At 74.6% G+C, this 24572-nt stretch carries 21 protein-coding genes; 6 read left to right on the forward strand and 15 right to left on the reverse strand.

The window, feature by feature from the left end; translation table 11 throughout:
• Positions 1 to 41 precede the first annotated feature (41 nt).
• From HKK73_RS12860 to HKK73_RS12885, 6 genes are read right to left on the reverse strand one after another with little or no spacing between them, the layout of a single operon-like run.
• Positions 42 to 1022, reverse strand: a complete 981-nt coding sequence (locus HKK73_RS12860; protein WP_171468153.1) for an NAD(P)-dependent oxidoreductase — start codon at positions 1020 to 1022, stop codon at positions 42 to 44.
• Entirely contained in the window at positions 1019 to 2848 is a 1830-nt protein-coding gene (locus HKK73_RS12865) for a class I adenylate-forming enzyme family protein (RefSeq protein ID WP_216607988.1), read from the reverse strand. The genes HKK73_RS12860 and HKK73_RS12865 overlap by 4 nt, the downstream gene beginning before the upstream one ends.
• On the reverse strand, positions 2845 to 4134 hold the full coding sequence (locus HKK73_RS12870) for a cytochrome P450 (RefSeq protein WP_216607989.1): 1290 nt from the start codon (positions 4132 to 4134) through the stop codon (positions 2845 to 2847). Before HKK73_RS12870 ends, HKK73_RS12865 begins: the two co-directional genes overlap by 4 nt.
• Complete coding sequence (locus tag HKK73_RS12875; RefSeq protein ID WP_253705637.1) at positions 4131 to 4922, reverse strand: glycosyltransferase family 2 protein; 792 nt, start codon at positions 4920 to 4922, stop codon at positions 4131 to 4133. The genes HKK73_RS12870 and HKK73_RS12875 overlap by 4 nt, the downstream gene beginning before the upstream one ends.
• The gene (locus HKK73_RS12880; RefSeq protein WP_034652246.1) at positions 4919 to 5431 is read right to left on the reverse strand and encodes a diadenosine tetraphosphate hydrolase; all 513 of its coding nucleotides are present in this window, start codon (positions 5429 to 5431) and stop codon (positions 4919 to 4921) included. The genes HKK73_RS12875 and HKK73_RS12880 overlap by 4 nt, the downstream gene beginning before the upstream one ends.
• Positions 5428 to 6522, reverse strand: coding sequence for a 3-oxoacyl-ACP synthase III family protein (locus HKK73_RS12885; protein WP_253705638.1), 1095 nt, complete (start codon positions 6520 to 6522; stop codon positions 5428 to 5430). Before HKK73_RS12885 ends, HKK73_RS12880 begins: the two co-directional genes overlap by 4 nt.
• Before the next feature lie 128 nt (positions 6523 to 6650).
• On the opposite strand from HKK73_RS12885, the gene HKK73_RS12890 reads away from it, so the two are divergent.
• Entirely contained in the window at positions 6651 to 8015 is a 1365-nt protein-coding gene (locus HKK73_RS12890) for a cytochrome P450 (protein ID WP_253705639.1), read from the forward strand.
• Between the two features lie 49 nt (positions 8016 to 8064).
• On the opposite strand, the gene HKK73_RS12895 is transcribed toward HKK73_RS12890, so the two are convergent.
• The gene (locus tag HKK73_RS12895; RefSeq protein ID WP_043656695.1) at positions 8065 to 8739 is read right to left on the reverse strand and encodes a 4a-hydroxytetrahydrobiopterin dehydratase; all 675 of its coding nucleotides are present in this window, start codon (positions 8737 to 8739) and stop codon (positions 8065 to 8067) included.
• Positions 8740 to 8819: 80 nt separating this feature from the next.
• Complete coding sequence (ilvD, locus tag HKK73_RS12900; RefSeq protein ID WP_021482630.1) at positions 8820 to 10538, reverse strand: dihydroxy-acid dehydratase; 1719 nt, start codon at positions 10536 to 10538, stop codon at positions 8820 to 8822.
• A 134-nt stretch (positions 10539 to 10672) separates the two neighbouring features.
• Between ilvD (HKK73_RS12900) and HKK73_RS12905 the strand changes: the two genes are divergently transcribed.
• Positions 10673 to 11233 (forward strand): hypothetical protein, encoded by a 561-nt coding sequence (locus tag HKK73_RS12905; RefSeq protein WP_171468154.1) that lies wholly within the window; start codon positions 10673 to 10675, stop codon positions 11231 to 11233.
• 78 nt (positions 11234 to 11311) lie between these two features.
• Here HKK73_RS12905 and ilvD (HKK73_RS12910) read toward each other — a convergent pair whose 3' ends face one another.
• Positions 11312 to 13174 carry a dihydroxy-acid dehydratase gene (gene ilvD, locus HKK73_RS12910; RefSeq protein ID WP_021482360.1) on the reverse strand — a complete coding sequence of 621 codons (1863 nt, stop codon included), beginning with the start codon at positions 13172 to 13174 and terminating at the stop codon, positions 11312 to 11314.
• Positions 13175 to 13492: 318 nt separating this feature from the next.
• Between ilvD (HKK73_RS12910) and HKK73_RS12915 the strand changes: the two genes are divergently transcribed.
• Positions 13493 to 14077, forward strand: a complete 585-nt coding sequence (locus tag HKK73_RS12915) for a DoxX family protein (protein WP_171468155.1) — start codon at positions 13493 to 13495, stop codon at positions 14075 to 14077.
• An 86-nt stretch (positions 14078 to 14163) separates the two neighbouring features.
• On the opposite strand, the gene HKK73_RS12920 is transcribed toward HKK73_RS12915, so the two are convergent.
• Complete coding sequence (locus tag HKK73_RS12920; RefSeq protein ID WP_081600138.1) at positions 14164 to 15795, reverse strand: peptide MFS transporter; 1632 nt, start codon at positions 15793 to 15795, stop codon at positions 14164 to 14166.
• A 51-nt stretch (positions 15796 to 15846) separates the two neighbouring features.
• Here HKK73_RS12920 and HKK73_RS12925 point away from each other — a divergent pair, with 51 nt between their 5' ends.
• The 3 genes from HKK73_RS12925 to HKK73_RS12935 all read left to right on the forward strand — a co-directional run bounded on the left by HKK73_RS12925 (position 15847) and on the right by HKK73_RS12935 (position 18192).
• Complete coding sequence (locus HKK73_RS12925; RefSeq protein ID WP_034652238.1) at positions 15847 to 17226, forward strand: deoxyribodipyrimidine photo-lyase; 1380 nt, start codon at positions 15847 to 15849, stop codon at positions 17224 to 17226.
• Between the two features lie 112 nt (positions 17227 to 17338).
• On the forward strand, positions 17339 to 17707 hold the full coding sequence (locus tag HKK73_RS12930; protein ID WP_043654229.1) for a helix-turn-helix transcriptional regulator: 369 nt from the start codon (positions 17339 to 17341) through the stop codon (positions 17705 to 17707).
• Positions 17704 to 18192, forward strand: a complete 489-nt coding sequence (locus tag HKK73_RS12935) for an SRPBCC family protein (protein ID WP_034652234.1) — start codon at positions 17704 to 17706, stop codon at positions 18190 to 18192. Before HKK73_RS12930 ends, HKK73_RS12935 begins: the two co-directional genes overlap by 4 nt.
• A 291-nt stretch (positions 18193 to 18483) precedes the next feature.
• On the opposite strand, the gene allB is transcribed toward HKK73_RS12935, so the two are convergent.
• From allB to HKK73_RS12960, 5 genes are all read right to left on the reverse strand, one after another.
• Positions 18484 to 19863: an allantoinase AllB gene (gene allB / locus HKK73_RS12940; protein WP_253705640.1), complete on the reverse strand. Its 1380-nt coding sequence runs from the start codon at positions 19861 to 19863 to the stop codon at positions 18484 to 18486.
• Positions 19864 to 19890: 27 nt separating this feature from the next.
• Positions 19891 to 21666 carry a glyoxylate carboligase gene (gcl, locus tag HKK73_RS12945; RefSeq protein WP_021481125.1) on the reverse strand — a complete coding sequence of 592 codons (1776 nt, stop codon included), beginning with the start codon at positions 21664 to 21666 and terminating at the stop codon, positions 19891 to 19893.
• 44 nt (positions 21667 to 21710) lie between these two features.
• On the reverse strand, positions 21711 to 22595 hold the full coding sequence (locus tag HKK73_RS12950) for a 2-hydroxy-3-oxopropionate reductase (RefSeq protein WP_085387608.1): 885 nt from the start codon (positions 22593 to 22595) through the stop codon (positions 21711 to 21713).
• A 64-nt stretch (positions 22596 to 22659) separates the two neighbouring features.
• Positions 22660 to 23466 (reverse strand): hydroxypyruvate isomerase family protein, encoded by an 807-nt coding sequence (locus tag HKK73_RS12955; RefSeq protein WP_034652231.1) that lies wholly within the window; start codon positions 23464 to 23466, stop codon positions 22660 to 22662.
• Between the two features lie 211 nt (positions 23467 to 23677).
• Positions 23678 to 24508 carry a bifunctional allantoicase/(S)-ureidoglycine aminohydrolase gene (locus tag HKK73_RS12960; RefSeq protein WP_171468156.1) on the reverse strand — a complete coding sequence of 277 codons (831 nt, stop codon included), beginning with the start codon at positions 24506 to 24508 and terminating at the stop codon, positions 23678 to 23680.
• Positions 24509 to 24572 lie beyond the last annotated feature (64 nt).

The following is a 24572-nucleotide window of genomic DNA, read 5'->3' on the forward strand; positions in this document are numbered from 1 at the left end:
AACCTAGCGGGTCGGCGTCACGATACCCAGGGCTTTCGCCGCTACCACCGCTCGGCCCCGACGAAGCTCGTGAGAGCCGGGTCGACGCCCAGCACGTCGCGCAGGACCGCGAGGTCGTAGGTGCGTTCCATCGCGAGGTGGCTCAGCGCGTACCGGGTCAGGCGTGGCGGCTCGGGGCGGCGCAGCCGCCGGGCGACCGTCTCGACCGCGCCCGCGAGCGCCCAGGCGGGGCGCACCGGGACGGCGACGACCCGCACGGCGGTACCGCGGCGGCGCAGCGCGTCGACGAGCGCGTCGCGCAGCACCACCGGCTCGGCGTCGGCGACGTTCGCGACGAGCCACCCCGGGGAGGGCCCTCCCCCGCCGCATTGCGCCCGGACCGTCTCGTCGGGCAGCACGACGGCGGCGCGCACCGCGGCGAGCAGCGTGTCCACGTGGGTCAGGGACTGGAGCACGCGCCCGCCGCCCGGCAGGACGAGGCGTCCGCGCCGTACGGCGGCCTCGACGCGCGGCAGGAGCGTCGTGTCGCCCGGCCCGTAGACGGCGTGCGGGCGCAGCACGACGACAGCGCCTCGGTCGGGGTGGCGCGCGACGTCGCGGGCCAGCGCGCGCTCGGCCTCCGCCTTCGTCGAGCCGTAGGCGTCGAGGTACCGGGCGACCGGCGCCTCGTGCTCGCGGGCGCGGACGCTCGGGCGGTACGGGTCGTACACGCTGCCGGACGAGACGTGCACGAACCGCGCGCCGGGGAACGTGTCGCGGACCGCGAGCGTCCCGGCGACGTTCGTGGCGCGCGCGACGTCGAGCGCGCACCAGTCGGACACGGCGGCGCCCGCGTGCACGACGGCGTCCACCGGGGGCGGGTCGGCGAGCGGACCGGTGGTGAGGTCCCAGGGGAGGTGCCGGGCGCCGTCGACCGCCGGGTCGCGGCGGGAGGACGTCCAGACCTCATGGCCGTCGGCGACCAGCCCGCGCGCGACCGCTCCCCCGACGAACCCCGACGCCCCGGTGACGACAACCCTCACGCGCGGGTGCCGGGGGTGTCTCGGCCGACGGCGGTCGACGCGGCGGCTACCACCGGCTCGACGGGTCCGGCCGGAGCGGCGGGCACGGTCGGCGCGGCGCTCCCGAGCGGCGCGGCGGCCACCAACTGCGCGGCGGCGCGCGAGAGCGCGGCCCGGTCGGGCTTGCGCGAGCGACCGGCGAGCGGCACGCGGTCGGCGTGCAGCACGACGTCGGGCAGCGCGTCGTGGTCGAGAACGCTCGGCAGCGCGGCGCGCACCCGGTCCACGAGCGGGTGGTGCGGGTCCAGATGCACCGCCGCACCGGCGTCGGGCCGAGGATCGGTCCCGGCGCCCGCGTCCGGCCGAGAGTCTTCCGACGCCGAGGTGACGACGAGCGCGACCCGCTCGTCGCCGTCCACCTGGGGCACCCCCACGAGCAGCGCCTCGCCGACGCCGTCGAGCGCCGCGACGCGCGGCTCGTAGAGGCCGGGGTAGATGTTCGTCGTGCCGCGGATGATCATGTCCCGCGTGCGGCCGACGAGGACGAGCCGCCCCGCGTCGTCGAGGCGCGCGAGGTCGCCGGTGCGGTGCTCCGCGGCCCGTTCGCCTGCGCCCCGGGCGGGGGCGTCGAGGTCGTGCAGGTAGCCCGCCATGAGCGACGGCCCGGACAGCACGAGCTCCCCGACGACGTCGTCGCGGCCGTCCTCGGGTTCCTCGTCCTCGACCGGGTCGAGCCGCGCGACCGTGCCGGGCAGCGGGACGCCGACGAGGTCGCCGTCGCCCCCGTACGCGAGCTTCTCGCGGGCCTCGACCACCGCGACCGGCAGGATCTCCGTCATCCCGTACACCGCGACCCACCGCGTGCCGGGCAGCACGCGCGTCGCGCGCTCCAGGAGCGCGCGGGTCACGGGAGCGCCGCCGACGAGCGCGACGCGCGGCCCGTGCGCGGGCACCGCCCCGGCCTCGATCGCGTCGAGCAGCGCCGTGACGTCCGCGGGCACGAGGTACGTGCCTGCGGCGCCGTCGAGCTGGCGCGCGAAGGTCGTGATGTCGCGGCTCGGCGGGTCGGCCGGCACGGACCAGGTGGCACCCGCGAGCAGCGCCGGGACGCCGAGCAGCATCTGGTCGGTGTGCACGACGTCGCCCGGGGAGAGCTCGAACACGTCGCGCAGAAGGTCGCATCCGGCGAGCAGCGACCCGGCCGTGTGCACGACGGCCTTCGGCTGCGCCGTCGTGCCGGACGTGAAGACGGTGAGCGCCTCACGGTCCGGGTCGAGCGGCGGCAGCGACGCGCGGTCGACCGGGCTCGCGGCGAGGCGGCGGGCGGCGCGCGAGCCCCGCGGCACCCCGGGGAGCCACGGGCCGGCGTGCACGTGCCGCAGCGGGAGGCTCGCGTAGTCGGGCAGGAGCAGGCCCCGCGACCGGGCCAGACGGCGCAGCGGCCCGCGCGAGACGGCGTAGAGGAGCGACTCGGTCGTCGCTAGCGACGGCCCGGCCGCACCCACGCGCGCGGCGAAGAGCTCCGGCGTCGAGCCGGGGTCGACGAAGACGACGGTCCCGCCCGCCCGGACCACCCCGAACGCGAGCACGACGCCCTCCGGCCGGGGCCGCACCGAGAACAGGGCGCGGTCGCCCGGCGCGAGGCCGTCGGCCGCGAGCGCCGTCGCGGTCGCCTCGACGCGCCGCGCGAGGTCGGCGTACGTGACCTCCTCGCGCACGCGCGCACCGCGGCGGCCCGGCCGCGTCCAGCGCCGGAGCGCGACCGCGTCGGCGGACGCGTGCCCGGCGGCCCCGCGGGCGAGGATCGGGGCGAGCAGGTGGCGGGGGACGGCGTCGGGCACGGTCACGCCGCCTCCCCCGCCGACGACGCGGCCGACTCGGCGACCGGACCCGGCGCGCGCACCTCGCCGCCGACCGCCCGCACGACGAGCGAGCGGTACGCCGGGATGAGCACCCCGCGGGCGACGGCGCGGTCGGTGACCTGGAGGCTCCGACCCGCTGCGGCGACCGGGCGCAGGGCGTCCAGGACGGCATCGACCTGGGCCGTTGCGAGCGGCATCCCGAGGCAGAAGTGCGGTCCGGCGCCGAACCACAGGTGCCGCACCGCCGGGTCGACGGGGGCGTCCGGGTCGAAGGGGCCGGCGTCCTTGCAGCAGGAGATCGTCGCGATCACGACCCGGTCGCCCGCGCGGACGCGGACGTCGCCCACGGTCGCGTCGGCGCGCACCGAGCGCAGCATCGCGGGGGTCGGTGCCGTGACGCGCAGCGCCTCCTCGACGACGCGGCCGCGCAGCGCGGCGGCCTCCGGCCCGGCGCCGGGGTCGGCCGCGAGGAGCTGGTCGAGCCAGCCGGTGTCGGCGGCGAGCGCGACGAGGCGCGGCACGAACGACTGGATGGTCTCGGTGCCCGTGAGGACGAACGCGCCGACGGCGCCCAATGCCTCGTCCTCCGAGAGCCCGAGCTCGCGCATGCGCCCGGGGACGGTCGCGGGGTCCCCCGCGCGGTACGCGTCGCGCGCCGGTGCGGACAGCCGTGCGAGGACGGCGCGCGCGTGCCGCACCTGGCCGGCGGTGAGGCTGCGCCGGTGCAGGCGCACGAGCCCGACCACGGACTGCGCGGCCGTCATCGCCTCGCGGACGGCGGCGTCCGTCGGGGGCAGCCCGGTCATCGCGCAGACGACCGTCCCGGCCATGGTCGCCGTCTCCGCCACGAGGTCGACTCGTTCGCCCGCGAGCAGCCGCGGAGCGAGGCCCGCGAGGACGTCGGGCACGCTCACCGCGACGAGGTCGCGCACCGCTCGGGGCGTGAAGAGACCCGACAGCGCCCGGCGCAGGCGCGCGTGGTCGGCCCCCTCCATGTTGAGGAGCACGGACGGGCCGAGCACGGGCGTCCACAGGTCCGACGGCGACCCCGGGCCCACCTTGGAGAAGTGCTCGCTGTCGAGCAGCACGGCGCGCGCCGTCGCGGCGTCGGACACGACCACCCCGATCCCGGGGACGCGCACGACCGGGCCGCGGTGCCGCAGGGCCCGGATCGCCGGGTAGACGAGCGGGTGCGCCCCGCGCTGGACCCTCTCCTCCCAACGCATCGCCGCGGCGAGCCCGGCGGGCGCGGCCAGCGCCGTGCCGGTCATCGGATGTCCACGAGCTCGGGCCGGTAGCGGTGGTCGGCATACCAGCCGAGTGTGCGGACGAGGCCCCACGCGTGCGCCCGGCGCGTGGAGGCCCGCACGACGACGTCGCGGTGCGCGCCGTACCGCCGCGTGTGACGGCGCACCGCGTTGACGAGCGCCCGGTCCTCGTGGACGTCCTCGATCGCGGTGCGCGGGAACCCGCCCGCCGCCTCGTACAGCGCCGCGGTGATCGCCATGTTGCAGCCCGGCGCCATGACGTAGGGCCCGAGGTAGGACGGGTCCTGGTTGCCGGGGCGGAAGCGCCCGAACGTGCTCGCGACGCTCACCGCCGCGGAGAGCACGCCCTGCTGGACGCGCGAGACCGGGCGGTCGTCGGTACGCGGCACGAGCCGTCCCGCGACGAGGTCGTGCCCGCTCGCGAACGCAGCCCGCACGCGTCGGGTCCAGTCGGGCAGCGGCAGGCAGTCGGCGTCGGTGCGGGCGAGGTGGGTCGCGCCCTGCGCGATCGCCGCCCGCATCCCCGTGTCGGCCGCCGCGCCCGTGCCCTTCTGCGGCTCGTCGACGACGCGCCACCGCGTCATGCCCCACGCCGCCGCGGTCGCGCGCACCAGGTCGCCCGTGCCGTCCGACGACCCGTTGTCCACGACGACGAGGTCGAAGTCCGTGTCCTGCTGGTCGCGCAGCGCCTCCAGCGTCGCGACGATCCCGTGCGCCTCGTCGCGCGCGGGCACCACGACGGCGAGCCGCTGCGTGCTCGCCACTCCTCGCGTGAACCGCCGGGTGCTCACGAGTCACCCCCGTCGAGCGCGCGCAACCGTCCCAGCTCCGTCGCCAGCTGACGACGCAACTCGTCGTGCTGCGGGCCCAGTGCCGTGTCCGGGTCGTCCCACCGTGCCGACGGGTGGTCCCAGACCGGGCGGACGACCACCTCGGCCGGCTCCCACGCGTACCGCGGCCACACGTGCGCATGGAGGAAGGCGTCCCTGTTGCCCAGGATCTCGATGTTGACGCGGAGGAACGCGGTGTCGCGCCCGGCGCACACGATCTCGACGGCCTCGGCGAGCAGCTCGGTGTCCGCGAGGAACCGCCGACGGCGGGGACGCGGCAGGTCGCTCAACCTGTCGACACCGGGGGTGTCCGTGAGGGCGACGCAGTACCCGGGAAGGAACTGGACGTCGCCGACGACGGCGAAGGCCGCGTCGAGCCGGGCGAGGAGGGTCGGGTTGGTCCCGTCGAGCGCGCTCCGTACGCGATCCGTGCGCCAGCGCGCCTCGGCCGGACCCTGCGCGCGCGTCACAGCCGCACCACCGTCGCGCCGATGCTGATGCCGCCCGCGAGGCCGACGAGCACGACGACGTCGCCCGGCTCGACCCGACCCGTCTCAAGCGCGGTCGCGAGCTGGAGCGGGAGCGTCGCGGAGGCGACGTTGCCGTGGTCGGCGACGGTGACGAGCGTGCGGCCGGTCGGCAGGCCGAGCGCGGCGTGCACGTCGTCGAGGTAGGCGACGGCGACCTGGTGCACGGCGACGAGCGCGACGTCGTCCCACGTGAGCCCCGCACGGCCGAGCGCGTCGAGGACGACCCCCGGCCCGAGCGCGAGGAACGCGTCCCGGAGCCGCGACCCGTCGATCTCGAAGTAGGTGCGCTCGAGGTCGCGGGGGTGCGCGGTGCCGCCCCCGGGGAGCATGCCGACGTCCCAGTGCGTCGACTCGGCGCCGAACGCGCTCGCGAGGATCCCGCGTGGCGCGGGGGCGCCGGAGCCGTCGCGCGCGTCGGCCTCCGCCGCGGTGGCGCGGCGCACGAGGACGGCGGCCCCGGCGTCGGACATGGTGTAGCCCGGGGCGGAGAGCAGGTAGGTCGCGCGGTCGGGGACGTCCCAGCGCACGGCGCGCGACGGCGCCTCCCCGCACGCGACGAGCACGGTGCCGTACCGGCCCGTCGCGACGAGCGCCTCGGCGACCTCGATGGCGTTGAGCACGGAGTTGCACGCGTTCTTGACGTCCATGACGGGCGCCCGGACCCCGAGCTTCGCGGCGACGATGTGGCTCGTCGCGGGCTCGACCATGTCCTGGCTCGCCGACGCGAAGAGCAGCAGGTCGACGTCGTCGGGCGCGAGGCCCTGGGTCGCCAGCAGCTTCTCCGCGGCCGCGACGGCGAGGTCGGAGGCGTCCCAGTCGTCGGGGAGCACGTGGACCTGCCGCACGCCCGTGAGGCGCGAGACCATCGGCACGCGCGGCGCCGCGCCCGGGTTGCGCGCCGCGAGCGCGCGCTCCGCCTCGCGCACGTCGACCACGCGCTCGGGCAGGTGGACCCCGACGGCGGCGATCACCGCCGCGGGACGCACGGGAGCGGACCCGGGGGCGACCGGGCGGGGTGGGTTCTCTGGCACGCGCGACACAGTAGCCAAGCAGACCCCCTCGGACGGCGGTCGTCCACAGGTTCCGATGGGGTGAAGTGCCCATCCCCGGACGGCGGCGCGGCCGCCCCGTGGCCTCCCCGGTGCGCCACACTGACCCCGTGACTGCGACCACGACCGGCCCCGTGCCCGCCCGCGAACGACGTCGCGCCCTGCCCACGACCCGGCACGAGCTGCAGGTCCTCACCGCCGCGCGCCCCGCGATGGCCGGCGTGCTGCTCGTGGGCGGCGCGCTCACCGGGCCGCGTCCGGGCGGAGGGCTGCGCCGGGTCCCGGGCCTCGGGTGGGTGACGGCCGACCCGACCGTGGGTCGCCGCATCCTCACCGACCACCGGCACTTCACGATCGTCGGCGAGGGCGGGGTCGGGCACCTGTGGGCCCAGATCCTCGGCGACTGGGTCCTCGACCTGTTCGACGGGCCCGGCCACCACGACCTGCGCACCCGCTCGCGCGAGCTCTTCACCGAGGCGAGCGCCGCGGCGCTGGTCGACGGCGCGTGGTCGCTCGCGCTCGACGACGCGCGCCGCACGCTCGCCGCGGGCGGGTCGGTCGACGTCGGCCGGCTCGCGCGCGTGCTCGTCGGCCGGATGATGATCTCGCTGCTCGGCATCCCGTCCCCGGCGGCCACCGGGGCGGGCTCAGGACGGGGCTCAGCGGCGGGCTCAGCGGCGGGCGCCGGCACCGGCGTGACGCCGGAGGCCGTCCCGACGGACGACGACGCGCTCGCGGCCTTCGCGACGGGCGAGCGGCTCGCGTCGATCGCGCTCGGCAGCGCCGGCTCGACGTACCTCGCGCCGGGCCAGGTCGCCGCGGCGCGGGAGATCGTCGCCGAGCTGACCCAGGGCGTCCCGGACGGGTGGCGGCACGCGCCGGCCGACCGCCTGCTCGGCCGGTGCCGCGAGCTCGGCCTCGGGCTGGAGGAGACGACGGGGCTCGCGAGCCTGCTCATGGTCGCGGGCACCGAGACGTCGGCGTCCGCGATGGCCCGCACCACGGCGCTCCTGATCGACACGGGCGAGCAGCACCGCCTGCTCCGGCTCCTGGCCGACGAGCGCGCCCACCCCGTCGAGCGGGCCGCCGGGGAGCCGGACGCCGTCGAGAACGCCGTGCGCGAGGGTCTGCGCGTGACGAGCCCGGCGTCGGTGATCGGCCGGGGCGTGTCGGCCGACGTCGAGGTCGCGAGCCGCACCCTGCGGGCCGAGGAGCGCGTCATGATCCTCACGTGGGCGGCGAACGCGGCGGCCGGCCCGTTCCGCGCCGACCGCCCGTACGTGCGCGAGACGCGCCAGCTCTGGTTCGGCGCGGGGCGCCACCTGTGCCTCGGCGCCGCGCTCGCCCGCGCCGAGATCGCCGCGCTCCTGCACGCGCTGTTCGACGACGGCGCACCCCTGCGCGTCGTCTCGCGCCGCGCCAAGCGGCGGGTCCTGGTGCCCGGCTACGACGAGCTGGTCGTCGCGCGCGCCTGACCTCCGGCCGGGGGCCACGCCGCCGTCGGGCCGGGAGCGACGGCTCGCGTCAGTCGCGCGCCTGCCAGGTGCACACGCACGCCTCGTTGCCCTCGGCGTCGGCCAGGACCCAGAACGCGGGCGCGCGACGGTCGGACACGAGGTGCCCGCCCGCGGCGATGGCGGCGGTGACGCGCGCCTCCGCGACGTCGTGCGGGACCGTCACGTCCACGTGGATGCGGTTGCGCTGCTCGCGCGGCGCATCCATCTGCTGGAACCAGAACGCCGGGGCGCGCCCGCTCGGGTCGCGGAGCTCGGGCGCGGGCAGCTCCGGGGCGCCCTCGTCGAACCCGAGAACCGCGCGCCAGAACGGCTGCACCGCCGTCCCGACGAGGGTGTCGACCGCGATCTCGAGGTCCTGCACCGCCGTCGGGTCCGCGACGAGGTCGAGCTCGCGTGCCGCCGCGGAGATCTGCCGGGCGAGGGCCACGTCGCGCTCGCTGACGCCCCCGACGTCGTGCGAGGTCAGCCGGACCGTCACCGACCCGTACCGCAGGTCGACGTCGGGGTGGTGGTTCGCCGCCTCGGCGAGCTCGCCGATCGCGTCGACCAGCTCCACCCCCGCGGTGAACGACCCCGTGCGGAACAGCGTCTGCACGGTCCTCAGGATGAACCGCCAGTCCTCGACGCCGTCGCTGTCGTGGAACTGGCGCGCGGTGATGCGGTCGTCCGCCGTCTGGGTCATGGCCGTCCTCCGGGGTGCGTCGCTGCGGCGAGGTGCGACACCACGCTAGTGCGCGCCTCCGACGCCCGCGCGCTCCGCGGTCACTCGAGGATCGCGCCGCGCGACGCCGACTGGACGAGCTTGGCGTACTTCGCGAGCACCCCGCGCGTGAACGTCGGGGGCAGCGGCGCCCACCCGTCGCGGCGCGCGGCGAGCGTGTCGGCGTCGACGAGCAGGTCGAGCGTCTTGTTCGCGACGTCGAGCCGGATCGGGTCGCCGTCGCGCACGAACGCGATGGGGCCCCCGTCGACCGCCTCGGGCGCGACGTGCCCCACGCACAGGCCGGTCGTCCCGCCGGAGAAGCGGCCGTCCGTGAGCAGCAGGACCGTCTTGCCGAGCCCCGCGCCCTTGATCGCGCCTGTGATGGCGAGCATCTCGCGCATCCCCGGGCCGCCCTTCGGCCCCTCGTACCGGATGACGACGACGTCCCCGTCGGTGATCGTGCCGTCCTCCAGGGCGTCGAGCGCCGCGCGCTCGCGCTCGAAGACGCGCGCGGTGCCCTCGAACACGTCCTCGTCGAACCCGGCGGACTTCACGACGGCGCCCTCGGGTGCGAGCGACCCGTGCAGGATCGTGATGCCCCCGGTGTGGTGGATCGGGTCGTCGAGCGCGCGCAGGATCTTGCCGTCCGGGTCTGGCGGGTCGATCTCGGCGAGGTTCTCCGCGACCGTGCGGCCCGTCACGGTGAGCGCGTCGCCGTGCAGCAGGCCGGCGTCGAGCAGGGCCTTCATGACGACGGGCACGCCGCCGATGCGGTCGACGTCGTTCATCACGTAGCGCCCGAACGGCTTGAGGTCTCCGAGGTGCGGCACGCGGCTCGCGACGCGGTCGAAGTCGGCGAGCGTGAGGTCGACCTCGGCCTCGTGCGCGATGGCGAGCAGGTGCAGCACCGCGTTGGTGGACCCGCCGAACGCCATGACGACGGCGATCGCGTTCTCGAACGCCTCCTTCGTCATGATGTCGCGCGCCGTGATGCCGAGCCGCAGCAGGTTGACGACGGCCTCGCCCGAGCGGTGCGCGAACGCGTCCCGGCGTCGGTCCGCCGACGGCGGCGCCGCCGAGCCGGGCAGCGACATGCCCATCGCCTCCGCGACCGACGCCATCGTGTTGGCCGTGTACATGCCGCCGCACGCGCCCTCGCCGGGGCAGATGGCGCGCTCGATGCGGTCCACGTCCTCGCGGCTCATGAGCCCGCGCGCGCACGCGCCGACCGCCTCGAACGCGTCGATGAGCGTGACGTCCTTCTCCGTGCCGTCGGAGAGCTTGACCCAGCCGGGCATGATCGAGCCCGCGTACAGGAACACGCTCGCCAGGTCCAGCCGCGCGGCCGCCATGAGCATCCCCGGCAGGGACTTGTCGCACCCGGCGAGGAGGACCGTCCCGTCGAGGCGCTCCGCCTGGACGACCGTCTCGACCGAGTCCGCGATGATGTCGCGGCTCACGAGCGAGAAGTGCATCCCCTCGTGGCCCATGGAGATGCCGTCGGAGACGGAGATCGTCCCGAACTGCAGCGGGTACCCGCCGCCCGCGTGCACGCCCTCCTTCGCGCCCTGCGCGAGCCGGTCGAGCGACAGGTTGCACGGCGTGATCTCGTTCCACGAGCTCGCGATGCCGATCTGCGGCTTGGCGAAGTCCTCGTCGCCCATGCCGACGGCGCGCAGCATGCCGCGCGACGCCGTCGCCTCCAGGCCGTCGGTGACCTGGCGGGAGCGCGGCTTGAGGTCGGGTCCGGCGTCGGACCCCGAGGTGTGCCCAGTCATGACCCCACTCTAGGAACGGCACCGGCGCGGGGCGCGGCGGGACGCGCCGGACGCGCCGCGGCACGGACGCCCGCCCGGCCGGGCAGGCCCGAGACGGGCCGACCGCGGTGCGAGGCGCACGGCATCATGGGGCCGTGCACACACGCCCCGGAGCCGTCCGAGCCCTCCTGCCCGTCCTCGCCCTGGCCGCGACCGCCGCGTGCGCGGCTCCCGCGCCGTCGGGCACGAGCCCCGGCTCCCCCACCTCCGCGACGTCCGCCCCCGCACCGGACGCGACGACCGGGACGCCCGACGACGCCGCGACCGCGACGGAGACCGCGAGCGCCGAGGAGGCTCCCCAGGGGCAGGTCGAGACGCCCGAGGAGTCGTTCCGCGCGTGGCTGGCCGCGAGCCGCGCGCCCGACGTCGAGGTCGCGTGCGGCTACCTCGCACCGGAGCTCGTCGACCGGATGGTCGCCGAGATGACGGCACAGGGGTGGCCGGGCATCACGGACTGCGCGTCGATGACCACGACCACCGCCGGTCTCTACGCGGCCGTGGGCGACGTGCCGGAGGTCGAGGTCGGCGTCCGCGAGGAGCGCGCCGACGCGACGGTGCTGTCCGTCGTCTACGACGGCGGCGACTGCGGGACCGCCGTCATGGTGCCGCAGGGCACGCGGTGGGTCGTCACCGAGCAGTCCGAGGAGGAGTGCTGACCCTCGCCGCGTGGGGCTCCGCGCCCGCGCACGACGACGGGCCCGCACCTCGGGAGGTGCGGGCCCGTCGTCGTCGGGTCAGCGGCGCTTGATGAGCGACACGTCGCGGACGGCGCCGCGGTCGGCGGACGTCGCCATGGCGGCATAGGCCTGGAGGGCGGGCGAGACGTAGCGGTCGCGGTCGACCGGCTGCCACGGGTTCTCGCGCGCCTCCATCTTGGCGCGGCGCTCGGCGAGCACGTCGTCGGGCACGTTGAGGCGGATGAGGCGCGTGTCGACGTCGATCTCGATCTCGTCGCCGTCCTCGACGAGGCCGATGACGCCGCCCGCGGCGGCCTCGGGCGAGACGTGGCCGACGGAGATGCCCGACGACCCGCCGGAGAAGCGGCCGTCGGTGATGAGCGCGGTGACCTTGCCGAGGCCGCGGCCCTTGATGAACGACGTCGGGTACAGCATCTCCTGCATGCCGGGGCCGCCCGCGGGGCCCTCGTAGCGCACGACGACGACGTGCCCGGGCTGGACCTGCTTGGTGAGGATCTTCTCGACGGCCTCGTCCTGCGACTCGCAGACGAGCGCCGTGCCGACGAAGTGGAAGACGTCCGGGTCGACGCCGGCGGTCTTGAACACGGCGCCGTCCTCGGCGAGGTTGCCGCGCAGCACGGCGAGCCCGCCCTCGACGGTGTACGCGTGCTCGAGGTCGCGGATGCAGCCCTCGGCCGCGTCGGTGTCGAGCGACTCCCAGCGGTTCGACGTCGAGAACGCCTGCGTGGTGCGCACTCCCCCGGGCGCCGCGTGGAACAGCTCGACGGCCCGCTCGGTCGCCTTGCCGCCCCGGACGTCCCAGTCGTCGAGCCACTCGCGCAGCGTCGGCGTGTGGACGCTCGTGACGTCGTGGTCGAGCAGGCCCGCGCGGTCGAGCTCGCCCAGGAGGGCGGGGATGCCGCCGGCGCGGTGCACGTCCTCCATGTGGAAGTTCGGGTGGTTCGGCGCGACCTTGGACAGGCACGGCACCTGGCGGCTGATGCGCTCGATGTCGGTGAGGTCGAAGTCGACGCCCCCCTCCTGCGCGGCGGCGAGGATGTGCAGCACGGTGTTCGTCGAGCCGCCCATCGCGACGTCGAGCGCCATGGCGTTCGAGAACGCGGCCTTGGTCGCGATCGAGCGGGGCGCGACGGAGTCGTCCTCGTCCTCGTAGTAGCGCTTCGCGAGCCCGACGATCGTGCGGCCGGCCTCGAGGAAGAGCTCCTTGCGCGCGGCGTGCGTCGCGAGGGTCGAGCCGTTGCCGGGGAGCGACAGGCCGAGCGCCTCGGTGAGGCAGTTCATCGAGTTCGCGGTGAACATGCCGGAGCACGACCCGCACGTGGGGCACGCGTTCTCCTCGACCTGGGCGAGCGCGGCGTCGGACACCGCGTCGTCGGCCGAGTAGTTGATCGCGTTGACGAGGTTGAGCGGGGTCTTCGCGACGCCGTCGGCGACGACCGCCTTGCCGGCCTCCATGGGCCCGCCGGACACGAAGATCACCGGGATGTTGAGCCGCAGCGCGGCGTTGAGCATGCCGGGCGTGATCTTGTCGCAGTTAGAGATGCACACGAGGGCGTCGGCGCAGTGCGCGTTGACCATGTACTCGACCGAGTCGGCGATGAGGTCACGGCTCGGGAGCGAGTAGAGCATGCCGCCGTGGCCCATGGCGATGCCGTCGTCCACGGCGATCGTGTTGAACTCCTTGGAGACGCCGCCGGCCTCGCGGATCGCGGACGCGACGAGGTCGCCCATGTCCTTGAGGTGTACGTGGCCGGGGACGAACTGCGTGTACGAGTTGGCGATCGCGATGATCGGCTTGCCGAAGTCCTCCGCGCCCATGCCGGTCGCGCGCCAGAGGGCGCGGGCGCCGGCCATGTTGCGGCCGTGGGTGGACGTCCGAGAGCGCAGGGGGCGGCTCATTCCGGGTCAGCTCCTTCGACGGGGTGCTGCGACCGATCCTCCGGCCGCCGGGTCACATTACGCCTCGTCGGGGCGGTCCGGCCGAGGCGTCCGTCTCGTGGTCGTGCGGCCTACGTACGTAGCCCCGAGGGACCTACGGGATGTCCACGCGATCCGGACGTAAGGGTTGAACCGCCTCCCGTACCCCTGCCACCGTGGGCGAGCACGTCACGGCCGGACGACCACCGCGACGCCTCGACGGGGAGCGGCACACCGCTCGGGTCGGGGTGGGTCCTCGCCGGCCCCGACCCGACCACTTCTCCCCGAGGGGGCACCTCCATGTCCACGTCCACCACGTCCGCGCCGCCCGGCGCCACCCCGGGGGCCGCAGCGCGCACCACCGGCCCCGTCACCCAGGACGACGTCGTCACGCGCTCGTCGGCCCGCCACGCCCTCGCGCTCACGCGGATCGGCACGGCCGTCGTCTTCCTGTGGCCGTTCACCGACAAGCTCGTCGGCCTCGGGTACGCGACCCCGCGCGAGCGCGCGTGGCTCGCGGGGGGCGCACCCACGCAGGGCTACCTCGAGAACGGCGCCCAGGGCCCGCTCGCGAGCACGTTCGCCGCGATGGCGAGCCCCGTCACCGACTGGCTCTTCATGCTCGGGCTGCTGGGCGTCGGCCTCGCGCTCCTGCTGGGGATCGGCCTGCGGGTCGCCGCGGTGAGCGGCACGGTCCTGTTCGCGATGCTGTGGCTCTCGCAGTGGCCGCTCGCGGCCGGTTCGAACAACCCGGTCGTCGACGACCACGTCCTCGTGATCCTGCTACTCGCCGTCCTCGCGACGACGCTCGCGGGCGACACGTGGGGCCTCGGCCGACGCTGGGCGGCCCTCCCCCTCGTGCGCCGGGCGGCCTGGCTGCGCTGACGCGCCGCGGGACTGGCACCACCACGGGTGCAGGACCGGAGCGGGGCCGCGACGTCGCGGCCCCGCTCCGTCGTCCGACGCCGCCCTCAGGCCCCGGCGGTGTGCGCGCCCTCGAGCTCGTCGGCGTGGCGGATGTGCCGCGTGACCCACGGCGCGAGCGCGAACAGCGCGAGCGCGAACACGAGGGTGATGGCGCCGATGCCGCCGAAGTACGCGGTGTCGGAGGCACCCTCGGTGACCTGCACGACCTGCGCGGTGATGGCCTGCCCGGCGGCGGGCGCGAGGAACCACAGGGCCATCGCCTGGGACCGGAACGCCTTCGGCGCGAGCAGGGTCGTCGCGGCGAGGCCGACCGGCGACAGGCACAGCTCGCCGAGCGTCTGGATCACGTAGACGAGCACGAGCACCCACGACGGCGCCTTGCCGTCGCCGACGACGGCCGACGCGGCCGCGAGGAAGAGGAACGACACCGACGCGAGGGTGAGGCCGATCGCGAACTTGTTGGCCGTCGTCGGGCGGTCGCCCGTCTTAAGCCAGATCCACGCGAACACGGGCGCGAGGACGATGATCGACAGCGGGTTCACCGACTGGAAGAACTCGGGGCTGATGCCCACGCCGAAGAACGTCAGGTCGGTGCGGTCCTTCGCGAACGCCGAGAGCGTCGTGGCCGCCTGCTCGAAGATCATCCAGAAGAGCATCGCCGCGACGAACAGCGGGATGTACGCGATGACGCGCGGCCGCTCGGCGTCCGTCACGCGCGGCGAGCGGTACATGACGATGAAGTAGGCGATCGGCGCGAGGAACGCCAGGTAGGACATCGTGTCGATGAAGGTCGAGATCTCGAACCCGCCGGCGACGAGGACGGCGACCAGACCGACGAGCACCACGCCGCCCGCGATGAGGAGGAAGATCCGCGCGATCTTCGCGCGCTCCTCGGGGCGGACGGGGTTGGGCACGTGCGCCCCCGCCTCGCCGAGGTAGCGCCGGCCCGCGACGAAGAACACGAGCGCGACCGCCATGCCCACCGCCGCGACGGCGAAGCCCGCGTGGTACCCGCCCCAGGCGCGCGCGGCGCCCACGAGGAACGGCGCGACGAACGAGCCGAGGTTGATGCCCATGTAGAAGATCGAGAAGCCCGAGTCGCGGCGCGGGTCGTCGCGCGCGTACAGCTCGCCGACCATCGACGACACGTTCGGCTTGAGCAGGCCGGTGCCGAGCGCGACGAGCGCGATGCCCACCATCGAGAAGCCCGCGCCGGGGACCGTGAGGCTCACGTGCCCGGCCGCGATGATGATGCCGCCGTACAGGACGGAGCGCCGGGACCCGATCACGCGGTCCGCGAGCCAGCCGCCCACGACGGACAGCAGGTACACGCTGGTGCCGTAGATCGACACGAGCGCGAGGCCCGTCGTCTCCCCGATGCCCAGGCCGCCGTTCGCCACGGTGTCCGTGAGGTAGAACAGCAGGATCGCGCGCATCCCGTAGTAGCTGAACCGCTCCCACAGCTCGGTGGTGAAGAGCGTCAGCAGCCCGCGCGGGTGCCCGAAGAACGCGTGGTCCCCGACGATGGCCCCCGCCGCGGGGCCCTCGGCGGCCCCTACACCGGCCGCGGTACCCGGCCCGAGGGGCGGCGCCCCGGCCTCCGGCTCGGTGCGCGCCTCGCGTTCGAGGGCGCGGCGTCGCGCGTCGTCCTGCTCTCGTCGGTCGTCACCACCCATCCTGCGATGCTCCCACCGGCGTGCACCGCCTGCGACCGTTAGCGTGGCCGGATGCCGACGCTCTGGTGGTGCCGCCGCGACCTCCGCCTCGCCGACAACCCGGCCCTCGTCGCGGCGGTGCAGGCCGCCCGGGACGCGGACGACGAGGTCGTCGCGCTCTACGTGCTCGATCCCCGCCTGTGGGGCGCCGCGGGCGACCCGCGCCGCGCCTACCTCGCGCGCAGCCTCGCCGCGCTCGACGAGGCGACGGGCGGCCGGCTCGTCGTCCGGCACGGCGACCCGCGCGCCGTCGTGCCCGCCGTCGCGCGCGAGGTCGAGGCGCGCGAGGTGCACGTCGCGGCGTCGTTCGAGCCCTACGGCGTCGCCCGCGACGTCGCGGTCGAGGAGGCGCTGCCCGACGCCGACGCGCACCTCGTGCGCACCGGCTCGCCCTACGCCGTCGCGCCGGGGCGCCTGCGCACGCGCACCGGGACCCCGTTCCAGGTCTTCACGCCGTTCCGCGACGCGTGGGTCGAGCACGGCTGGCGCGACCCGGCGCCGAGGCCGCGCGACGTGCCGTGGGCCACGCTCCGGTCGGACGGCGTCCCCGCCGACCCCGGTACCGACGCCCGGCTCCCCGCAGCGGGCGAGGCCGCGGCGCGACGGCGCTGGCGCGACTTCCTCGCGGACCACCTCGCGGGCTACGCGACCGAGCGCGACCGCCCGGACCGGCCCGCGACGTCGGGCATGTCGGTGCCGCTGAAGTGGGGCGAGCTGCACCCGCGCACGCTCCTCGCCGACGTGCGGAGCGCCCTGCACGACGGCTCCGCGCCGTCCGACGACGCGCTCGCCTACCGCTCCGAGCTCGCCTGGCGCGAGTTCCACGCGGACGTCCTGTTCCACCACCCGGGGGCCGCGCAGCGGTCGCTCCGGGACGTCGTGCCCGAGGACGCGTGGGCGGAGGGTGCCGCCGAGGACGCGTACCTCGCCGCGTGGGCCGAGGGCCGCACGGGCTACCCGCTCGTCGACGCCGGGATGCGCCAGCTCCTCGGCGAGGGGTGGATGCACAACCGCGTGCGGATGGTCGTGGCGTCGTTCCTCGTCAAGGACCTGCACGTGCGGTGGCAGCGCGGCGCGGAGCACTTCATGGCGCACCTCGCGGACGGCGACGTCTCGCAGAACCAGCTGAACTGGCAGTGGGTCGCCGGGACGGGCCGCGACGCCGCGCCGTACTTCCGCATTTTCAACCCCGTCACCCAGGCGAAGAAGTTCGACCCCGACGGCTCGTACGTGCGCCGGTGGGTGCCGGAGCTGCGGGAGGTCGAGGGCCGGGCGGTCCACGAGCCGTGGACGCTGCGCGAGCTGCCGGCCGGGTACCCCGAGCGGATCGTCGACCACGCCGTCGAGCGGAAGGTCTCGCTCGACGACTTCGAGCGGGCCCGGCGCGTCTGACGCCTCTTTCTCAACCAAAGGGTTGACGACTCTCCGAGTGCGGCGTAGCGTCGTTGTCAACCGATGAGTTGATGACCGGACGCCGCACCCCGGCGCCCCACGAGGAGGTCCCGTGACGGCCGACCCGCTCTCCCGCGTGTTCTCGGCGCTCGCCGACCCCACGCGCCGCGACATGGTGGCCCGGCTCGCGTCGGGAGACGCCAGCGTCGGCGAGCTCGCCCGGCCGTACGACATGTCCGTCCAGGCGGTGTCCAAGCACCTGCGCGTGCTCGAGGACTCCGGCCTGGTGACCCGCACGACGGACGCCCGGCGCGCCCCCGTGCACCTCGAGGCGGAGGTGCTGGACCTCATGACGAAGTGGATCGAGCGCTACCGGCGCGAGGCCGAGGACCGCTACCGGCGCCTCGACGACGTCCTGCGCGACCTGCCCGACCGACCCGGCACCACCGAGAACGACCCGACGACAGGAGCAGCACCATGACCACCACCGGCACCCACGAGACCGAGATCGTCGTCCCCACGGACCTCCCGATCGTCCGCATCGTGCGCGAGTTCGACGCGCCCGCGGCGAAGGTCTTCCGCGCCCACCTCGACCCGGAGCTCTTCGCGCGCTGGAACGGCCCGCGCTACCTCACCCAGCGCAACGAGCTCTGGGACGTGCGCACGGGCGGCGCGTACCGGTACGTCCAGGTCGACCCGGACGGCAGCGAGTACGCGTTCTTCGGCAGCGTCCACGAGGTGCGCCCGGACGAGCTCATCGTCCAGACGTTCACGTTCGAGGGCTTCCCCGACGGCGTCTCGCTCGACCGCCTCGTGTTCGAGGACCTGCCCGACGGCCGCAGCCGGCTCACCGCGACGTCGCTCGTCGACTCGTTCGAGGGCCGCGACGGCTTCGTCGCGAGCGGCATGGAGGTCGGCGTGCGCGAGGGCTATGAGCAGCTCGACGAGCTCCTCGCGCAGTCCTGACCCCACGCCCTCCACCCCGCCGAGGTAGAGCCCTGGTCCGCCGAGGTAGAGCCCTGGTCCGCCGAGGTAGAGCCCTGGTCCGCCGAGGTAGAGCCCTGGTCCGCCGGGGTAGAGCCGTGGTCACGACCACGGCTCTACCCCGGGCGACCACGGCTCTACCTCGGCTGACCCGGGCTCTACCTCGCGCGCGACGAGGGGCGGCACCCACCAGCGGTGCCGCCCCTCGTCGTGCGCGGGTCAGGTGGTTCCCCGTGCCCGGCCCCCGCGGCCGGGCACGGGAGTCTCAGCCCCTCACGCGTCGCCGCGCGAGAGCAGGCGGCCCGTGGGGCGGTCGAGGGTGATCTCCTCGCCCCGCAGGTACGTCGCGACGACGGCGCCCGAGAGCGCGCGGTCGGCGTACGGCGTGATGGGGTTCTTGTGGTGCAGGGCCTTCGGGTCGACGACGAACGCCGTGTCCGGCTCGACCACCGCGAGGTCCGCGTCGAAGCCGAGCGCGATCGAGCCCTTGCGCCGCAGGCCCGCGACGGCCGCCGGGCGAGCCGACATCCACTCGACGACGCGCGCGAACGGCACGCCGCGCGTCCGCGCCTCGGTCCACACGATCGCGAGCCCGAGCTGGAGCGACGACACGCCGCCCCACGCCGTCCCGAAGTCGCCCGTGTCGAGCTCCTTGAGGTCGGGCGTGCTCGGCGAGTGGTCCGAGACGATGCAGTCGATCGTGCCGTCGAGCAGCCCCTCCCAGAGCAGCTCGCGGTTGTCGATCTCCCGGATGGGCGGGCAGCACTTGAACTGCGTCGCGCCGTCGGGGATCTCCTCGGCCGCGAGCGCCAAGTAGTGCGGGCACGTCTCGACCGTGAGGCGCACGCCCTCGCGCTTCGCGCTCCGGATCATCGGCAGCGCGTCCGAGCTCGACAGGTGCAGCACGTGCGCGCGCGCCCCGGTCCAGCGCGCCGCCTCGATCACCGCCGCGATCGCGACGTTCTCCGCACCGCGCGGGCGGGACGCGAGGAACGTGTCGTAGTGGTCACCGTGCGGGGTGGGTGCCCGCTCGATCGCGCGCGAGTCCTCGGCGTGCACGAGCATGAGCCCGTCGAAGTCGGCGAGCAGGCGCAGGTCGGCCTCCAGCTCGTCGGGCTCGAGATACCCGAACTCCTCGACCCCCGAGTGCAGCAGGAAGCACTTGAACCCGAACACGCCCGCGTCCCACAGGGGCCGCAGCTCGTCCGCGTTGCCGGGCACGGCGCCGCCCCAGAACCCGACGTCGACGAACGCCTGGTCGCGCGCGACCTTCTGCTTGGTCTCGAGCGCCTCGACGTCGACCGTCGGCGGGATCGAGTTGAGCGGCATGTCGACGATCGTCGTCACCCCGCCCGCGGCGGCGGCCCGCGTCGCGGACGCGAACCCCTCCCACTCGGTGCGCCCCGGCTCGTTCACGTGCACGTGCGTGTCGACGAGCCCGGGCACCAGCACCTGGTGCGGCCCCAGCTCGACGACGCGCTCGCCGTCGAGCCCGGCGCCGAGCGGCTCGATCGCGCGGACCACTCCCCCGACGACGCCCACCTCGCGCGGGTGCTCCCCGCCGGCGACGAGCACGCGCTCGCCGCGCACGACGAGGTCGTACTCGTGCTCGCGACCGCTCACCTCACCCGTGCCCATCGCGCCCTCCGTCATGTCTCCTGCTTCCTGGGTGCGGCGCGCTCAGTCGAGCAGCGCGGTGGCGGTGGGGGCGTCCTCGGCCGAGATCGCGAGGTCCTCGAACTCGTTGACGCCCGTGATCTCGACGCCCATGGCGATGTTCGTGACGCGCTCGAGGATGACCTCGACCACGACCGGCACGCGGAACTCCGCCGCCATGGCCTGCGCCTTCGCGAACGCCTCGCCGAGCCCCTCGGGGTCGGTCACGCGGATCGCCTTGCAGCCCAGGCCCTCGGCCACCTTGACGTGGTCGACGCCGTAGCCGCCCAGCTCGGGCGAGTTGACGTTCTCGAACGAGAGCTGGACGTGGTAGTCCATGTCGAAGGCCCGCTGCGCCTGGCGGATCAGGCCCAGGTAGGAGTTGTTCACGACGACGTGCACGTACGGCAGGTTGAACTGCGCGCCGACCGCGAGCTCCTCGATCATGAACTGGAAGTCGTAGTCGCCCGAGAGCGCGACGACCGGCTCGTCCGGCACGGCCTTCGCGACGCCGAGCGCCGCCGGCCCCGTCCAGCCGAGGGGCCCGGCCTGGCCCGCGTTGATCCAGTGCCGCGGCTTGTACACGTGGAGGAACTGCGCACCGGCGATCTGCGAGAGCCCGATGGTCGTGACGTAGCGCGTCTCCGGGCCGAAGGCCTTGTTCATCTCCTCGTACACGCGCTGCGGCTTGATCGGGATCTCGGTGAAGTGCGTCTTGCGCTGCAGCGTCCGCTTGCGCTCGGCGCACTCGGCCGCCCAGCCCGCGTAGTCGCGTGCACGGCCGGCGTCGCGGCGCTCGCGGGCGACCTCGACGAACAGCTCGAGGGCCGCCTTCGCGTCCGACACGATGCCGTAGTCGGGCGCGAACACGCGACCGATCTGCGTCGGCTCGATGTCGACGTGGACGAACGTGCGGCCCGCGCGGTACGTGTCGAGGCCGCCCGTGTGGCGGTTGGCCCAGCGGTTGCCGATGCCGAGCACGAAGTCGGACGCGAGCAGGTTCGCGTTGCCGTAGCGGTGCGACGTCTGGAGACCGGCCATGCCGGCCATGAGCGCGTGGTCGTCCGGGATGACGCCCCAGCCCATGAGCGTCGGGATCACGGGGACGCCGAGCGTCTCGGCGAGCTCGACGAGCAGGTCCTCGCCGCCCGCGTTGACGATGCCGCCGCCCGCGACCAGCAGGGGACGCTCCGCCGCGAGCAGCAGGTCGATCGCCTTCTCGGCCTGGGCGCGCGTCGCCGTCGGGCGGTGCACGGGCAGCGGCTCGTAGGTCGCCGGGTCGAACTCGATCTCCGTGAGCTGCACGTCGATCGGCAGGTCGACGAGCACCGGGCCCGGGCGGCCCGAGCGCATGAGGTGGAACGCCTGCTGGAAGACCTGCGGCACCTGCCCGGCCTCGAGGACGGTCTTGGCCATCTTCGTCACCGGAGCGGCGATGCTCGCGATGTCGACGGCCTGGAAGTCCTCCTTGTCGAGCTTGGCGACCGGCGCCTGGCCCGTGATGCAGAGCATCGGGATCGAGTCGGCCCACGCGGCGTAGAGGCCGGTGATCATGTCGGTGCCCGCGGGGCCCGACGTGCCGATGCAGATGCCGATGTTCCCCGGCTTCGCGCGGGAGTAGCCGTCGGCCATGTGCGACGCGCCCTCGACGTGGCGGGCGAGCACGTGGTCGATGCCGCCGTGCGCGCGCATCGCGGAGTAGAAGGGGTTGATGGCGGCGCCGGGCAGGCCGAAGGCCTGGGTCGCGCCCTCGATCTCGAGGATCGCCACTGCGGCGTCCACCGCACGCATACGAGGCATGGTTTCTCTCCTTGCTGGAGGTGACGTCGTCGTCAGGGGGAAGGTCAGGAGCCGTCGCGGCCGGACAGGCGCTCGACGCCGCGGAACAGGCCGGAGTGGTCGAGACCGCCGTCGCCGTTCGCGCGGGCGGAGGCCATGAGCTGGGCGACGAGGCCGCCGAGCGGCGCGACGACGCCCGCCTCGCGGGCCGCGGCGGTGACGATGCCGAGGTCCTTGTGGTGGAGCTCGATCCGGAAGCCGGGGCCGAAGTCGCGGTCGAGCATCTTGCGCGCCTTCTGGTTCAGCACCGCCGAGCCCGCGAGGCCGCCGCCCAGGACCTCGATCGCGGCATCGGTGTCGACGCCGTAGGCCTCGAGGAAGACGACCGCCTCGGCGAGAGCCTGGATGTTCGCGGCGACGATGAGCTGGTTCGCGGCCTTGACCGTCTGGCCGGAGCCGTTCGGGCCCACGTGCACGACCGTCTTGCCGACGACGTCGAGGAACGGCTTGGCTGCCTCGAAGTCCTCGGGCGTGCCGCCGACCATGATCGACAGCGCGGCGTTGATCGCGCCCGGCTCGCCGCCCGAGACGGGGGCGTCGACGATCCGCAGGCCCGCGTCCTTCGCCTGCTGCGCGAGCGCGACCGTGACGTCCGGGCGGATCGAGGAGAAGTCGACGACGAGCGCGCCGGGCTTCGCGTTCGCGAGGACGCCGTCGTCGCCGGTGAGCACCGCCTCCACGTCGGGCGAGTCCGGGACCATGATCGCGACGACGTCGGCGCCCGAGACCGCGTCGGCGACCGACCCGGCCGCGCGACCGCCCGCCTCGACGAGCGGCGCGGTCTTCTCGGGGCTCCGGTTGTAGCCCGCGACGTCGTGCCCGGCGTTCTGCAGGTGGACGGCCATGGGGCTGCCCATGATGCCGAGTCCGATGAAGGCGATGGAGGCCATGGTGTGCTCCTCTGGGTGGTTCAGGTCGGGGGTCGGGGCGGCCGGCGGACGGCCGGGGGTCGCGTCAGCGCTCGGCGGCGGGAAGCCACGCGAACGGGTCGGCGGCCGCGGTCTTGTACTCGAGGCCGATCCAGCCGTCGTAGCCGCCGGCGCGCAGGTCCTTGGTCCAGCGCTCGATCGGCAGGTCGCCCGTGCCGGGCTCGCCACGACCGGGCGCGTCCGCGACCTGCACGTGCGCGATGCGGCCGCGGTAGGTCGACAGGGCCGCGTCGACGTCGTCGCCGTTGACGGCCAGGTGGTAGACGTCGAAAAGGAGACCCAGGTTCGTCTCGCCGTGGTCGGCGGCGACCCGGTCGATGACGCGCACCGCGTCGGCCGCGGTCTTCAGCGGGTAGGCCGGCGCGCCGCTCACGGGCTCGACGAGCACCGTGCCGCCGATGCGCCCGACGGCCCGCGCCGCGAGCGCGAGGTTCTCGGCGCCGAGCTCGTCCTGCGCCTCGGGCGTCTCACCCTCCTGGCGGTTGCCGTAGAGCGCGTTGAACGCGCGGCAGCCGGTGCGCTCCCCGATCGCGGTGACGACGTCGAGGTTCGCGCGCAGGTCGGCGGAGCGCGCGGGCCACGACACGAGGCCGCGGTCGCCGCCGGGCATGTTCCCGGCGTCGAAGTTCAGGCCCGTGAGCTGCACGCCCGCCGTCTCGATCGCGCCGACGAACGCGTCCACCTCGTCGCGGGCGGGCGTGGGCGACGCGAACGGCCACCAGAACTCGACGCCCCGGAACCCCGCCGCCGCGGCGGCGGCCGGCCGCTCGAGCAGCGGCAGGTCCGTGAGCAGGATCGAGCAGTTGACGGTGTACGTCGGTGCGGGGCTCATCGTCGTCTCCCTGGGTCCGTCCGCGTCTCGCGACCTTGCGATTCCATTCTCCGGAACTTTTCTTCTGCTGTATGGAAGTGTAGGCATGCCCGTCACCGGGCGTCAACAGCGCCACCGCCGTCGGCCCGGAGCGCACGGACGACGAAGGGCCCGGCCCCTCCAGGGGGACCGGGCCCTTCGCGGGTCATCGCCGACGAGCGACCGACGGCCGTCAGCGGCGACGGTCGAGCTTGACCTGCCGGTTCACGTCCTTGTAGAGCAGGTAGCGGAACGGCTTGGGGCCGCCCGCGTAGCAGGCCTGCGGGCAGAACGCCCGGAGCCACATGAAGTCGCCCTCCTGGACCTCGACCCAGTCGCCGTTGAGGCGGTAGACCGCCTTGCCCTCGAGCACGTAGAGGCCGTGCTCCATGATGTGCGTCTCCGCGAACGGGATGGACCCGCCGGGCTGGAACGTCACGATGTTGACGTGCATGTCGTGCGCGAGGTCGTCGGGGTCGACGAACCGCGTCGTCACCCACACGCCGTCCGTGTCCGGCATCGCACGCGGCTCGACGTCCTGCTCGCGCGTGACGAACGACGTCGCGGTGTGGCCCGGGATCGGCTCGTACACCTTGCGGATCCACTGGAACGCGGCCTTGGCGTCCGAGCGGTTGTGCAGCGCCCACCGCTCCCCCGCCGCCAGGTACGCGTACCCGCCGGGGTCGAGCACGTGCTCGACCCCGGCGAGCGTGAGCACGAGCGTGCCCTCGGTGACGAAGACGACGGACTGCACGGTCTCCTCGTCCTCGCCCTGGTCCGACCCGCCGCCGGGCGAGACCTCCATGACGTACTGCGCGAACGTCGTCGCGAAGCCCTCGATCGGCCGGGCGAGCACCCACAGCCGGGTCTTGTCCCAGCCGGGCAGGTTGCTCGTGACGATGTCGCGCAGCACGCCGCGCGGGATCACCGTGTACGCCTCGGTGACGATCGCGCGGTCGGTGAGCAGCTCGGTCTGGCCGGGCAGGCCACCCTGCGGGGTGTAGTAGGGGGTGGTCTGGGTCATGGGGTCACTCCTCGAAGGTCGTGGCCGTGCCGGTGGCGGTGCCACGGCGGCCGGCGGGAAGGAT

The organism is Cellulosimicrobium sp. 72-3, assembly GCF_013127315.1.
Classification (GTDB): domain Bacteria; phylum Actinomycetota; class Actinomycetes; order Actinomycetales; family Cellulomonadaceae; genus Cellulosimicrobium; species Cellulosimicrobium funkei.

What these genes read in the sequence shown, in the direction of transcription:
- HKK73_RS12915 (WP_171468155.1), top strand. Translation starts at nt 13,493, where the DNA reads ATGTCCACGTCCACCACGTCCGCGCCGCCCGGCGCCACCCCGGGGGCC.
- ilvD (WP_021482360.1), bottom strand. Translation starts at nt 13,174, where the DNA reads ATGAGCCGCCCCCTGCGCTCTCGGACGTCCACCCACGGCCGCAACATG.
- allB (WP_253705640.1), bottom strand. Translation starts at nt 19,863, where the DNA reads ATGACGGAGGGCGCGATGGGCACGGGTGAGGTGAGCGGTCGCGAGCAC.
- HKK73_RS12925 (WP_034652238.1), top strand. Translation starts at nt 15,847, where the DNA reads ATGCCGACGCTCTGGTGGTGCCGCCGCGACCTCCGCCTCGCCGACAAC.
- HKK73_RS12960 (WP_171468156.1), bottom strand. Translation starts at nt 24,508, where the DNA reads ATGACCCAGACCACCCCCTACTACACCCCGCAGGGTGGCCTGCCCGGC.
- HKK73_RS12870 (WP_216607989.1), bottom strand. Translation starts at nt 4,134, where the DNA reads ATGACCGGCACGGCGCTGGCCGCGCCCGCCGGGCTCGCCGCGGCGATG.
- HKK73_RS12935 (WP_034652234.1), top strand. Translation starts at nt 17,704, where the DNA reads ATGACCACCACCGGCACCCACGAGACCGAGATCGTCGTCCCCACGGAC.
- HKK73_RS12955 (WP_034652231.1), bottom strand. Translation starts at nt 23,466, where the DNA reads ATGAGCCCCGCACCGACGTACACCGTCAACTGCTCGATCCTGCTCACG.
- ilvD (WP_021482630.1), bottom strand. Translation starts at nt 10,538, where the DNA reads ATGACTGGGCACACCTCGGGGTCCGACGCCGGACCCGACCTCAAGCCG.
- HKK73_RS12950 (WP_085387608.1), bottom strand. Translation starts at nt 22,595, where the DNA reads ATGGCCTCCATCGCCTTCATCGGACTCGGCATCATGGGCAGCCCCATG.
- HKK73_RS12895 (WP_043656695.1), bottom strand. Translation starts at nt 8,739, where the DNA reads ATGACCCAGACGGCGGACGACCGCATCACCGCGCGCCAGTTCCACGAC.
- HKK73_RS12920 (WP_081600138.1), bottom strand. Translation starts at nt 15,795, where the DNA reads ATGGGTGGTGACGACCGACGAGAGCAGGACGACGCGCGACGCCGCGCC.
- gcl (WP_021481125.1), bottom strand. Translation starts at nt 21,666, where the DNA reads ATGCCTCGTATGCGTGCGGTGGACGCCGCAGTGGCGATCCTCGAGATC.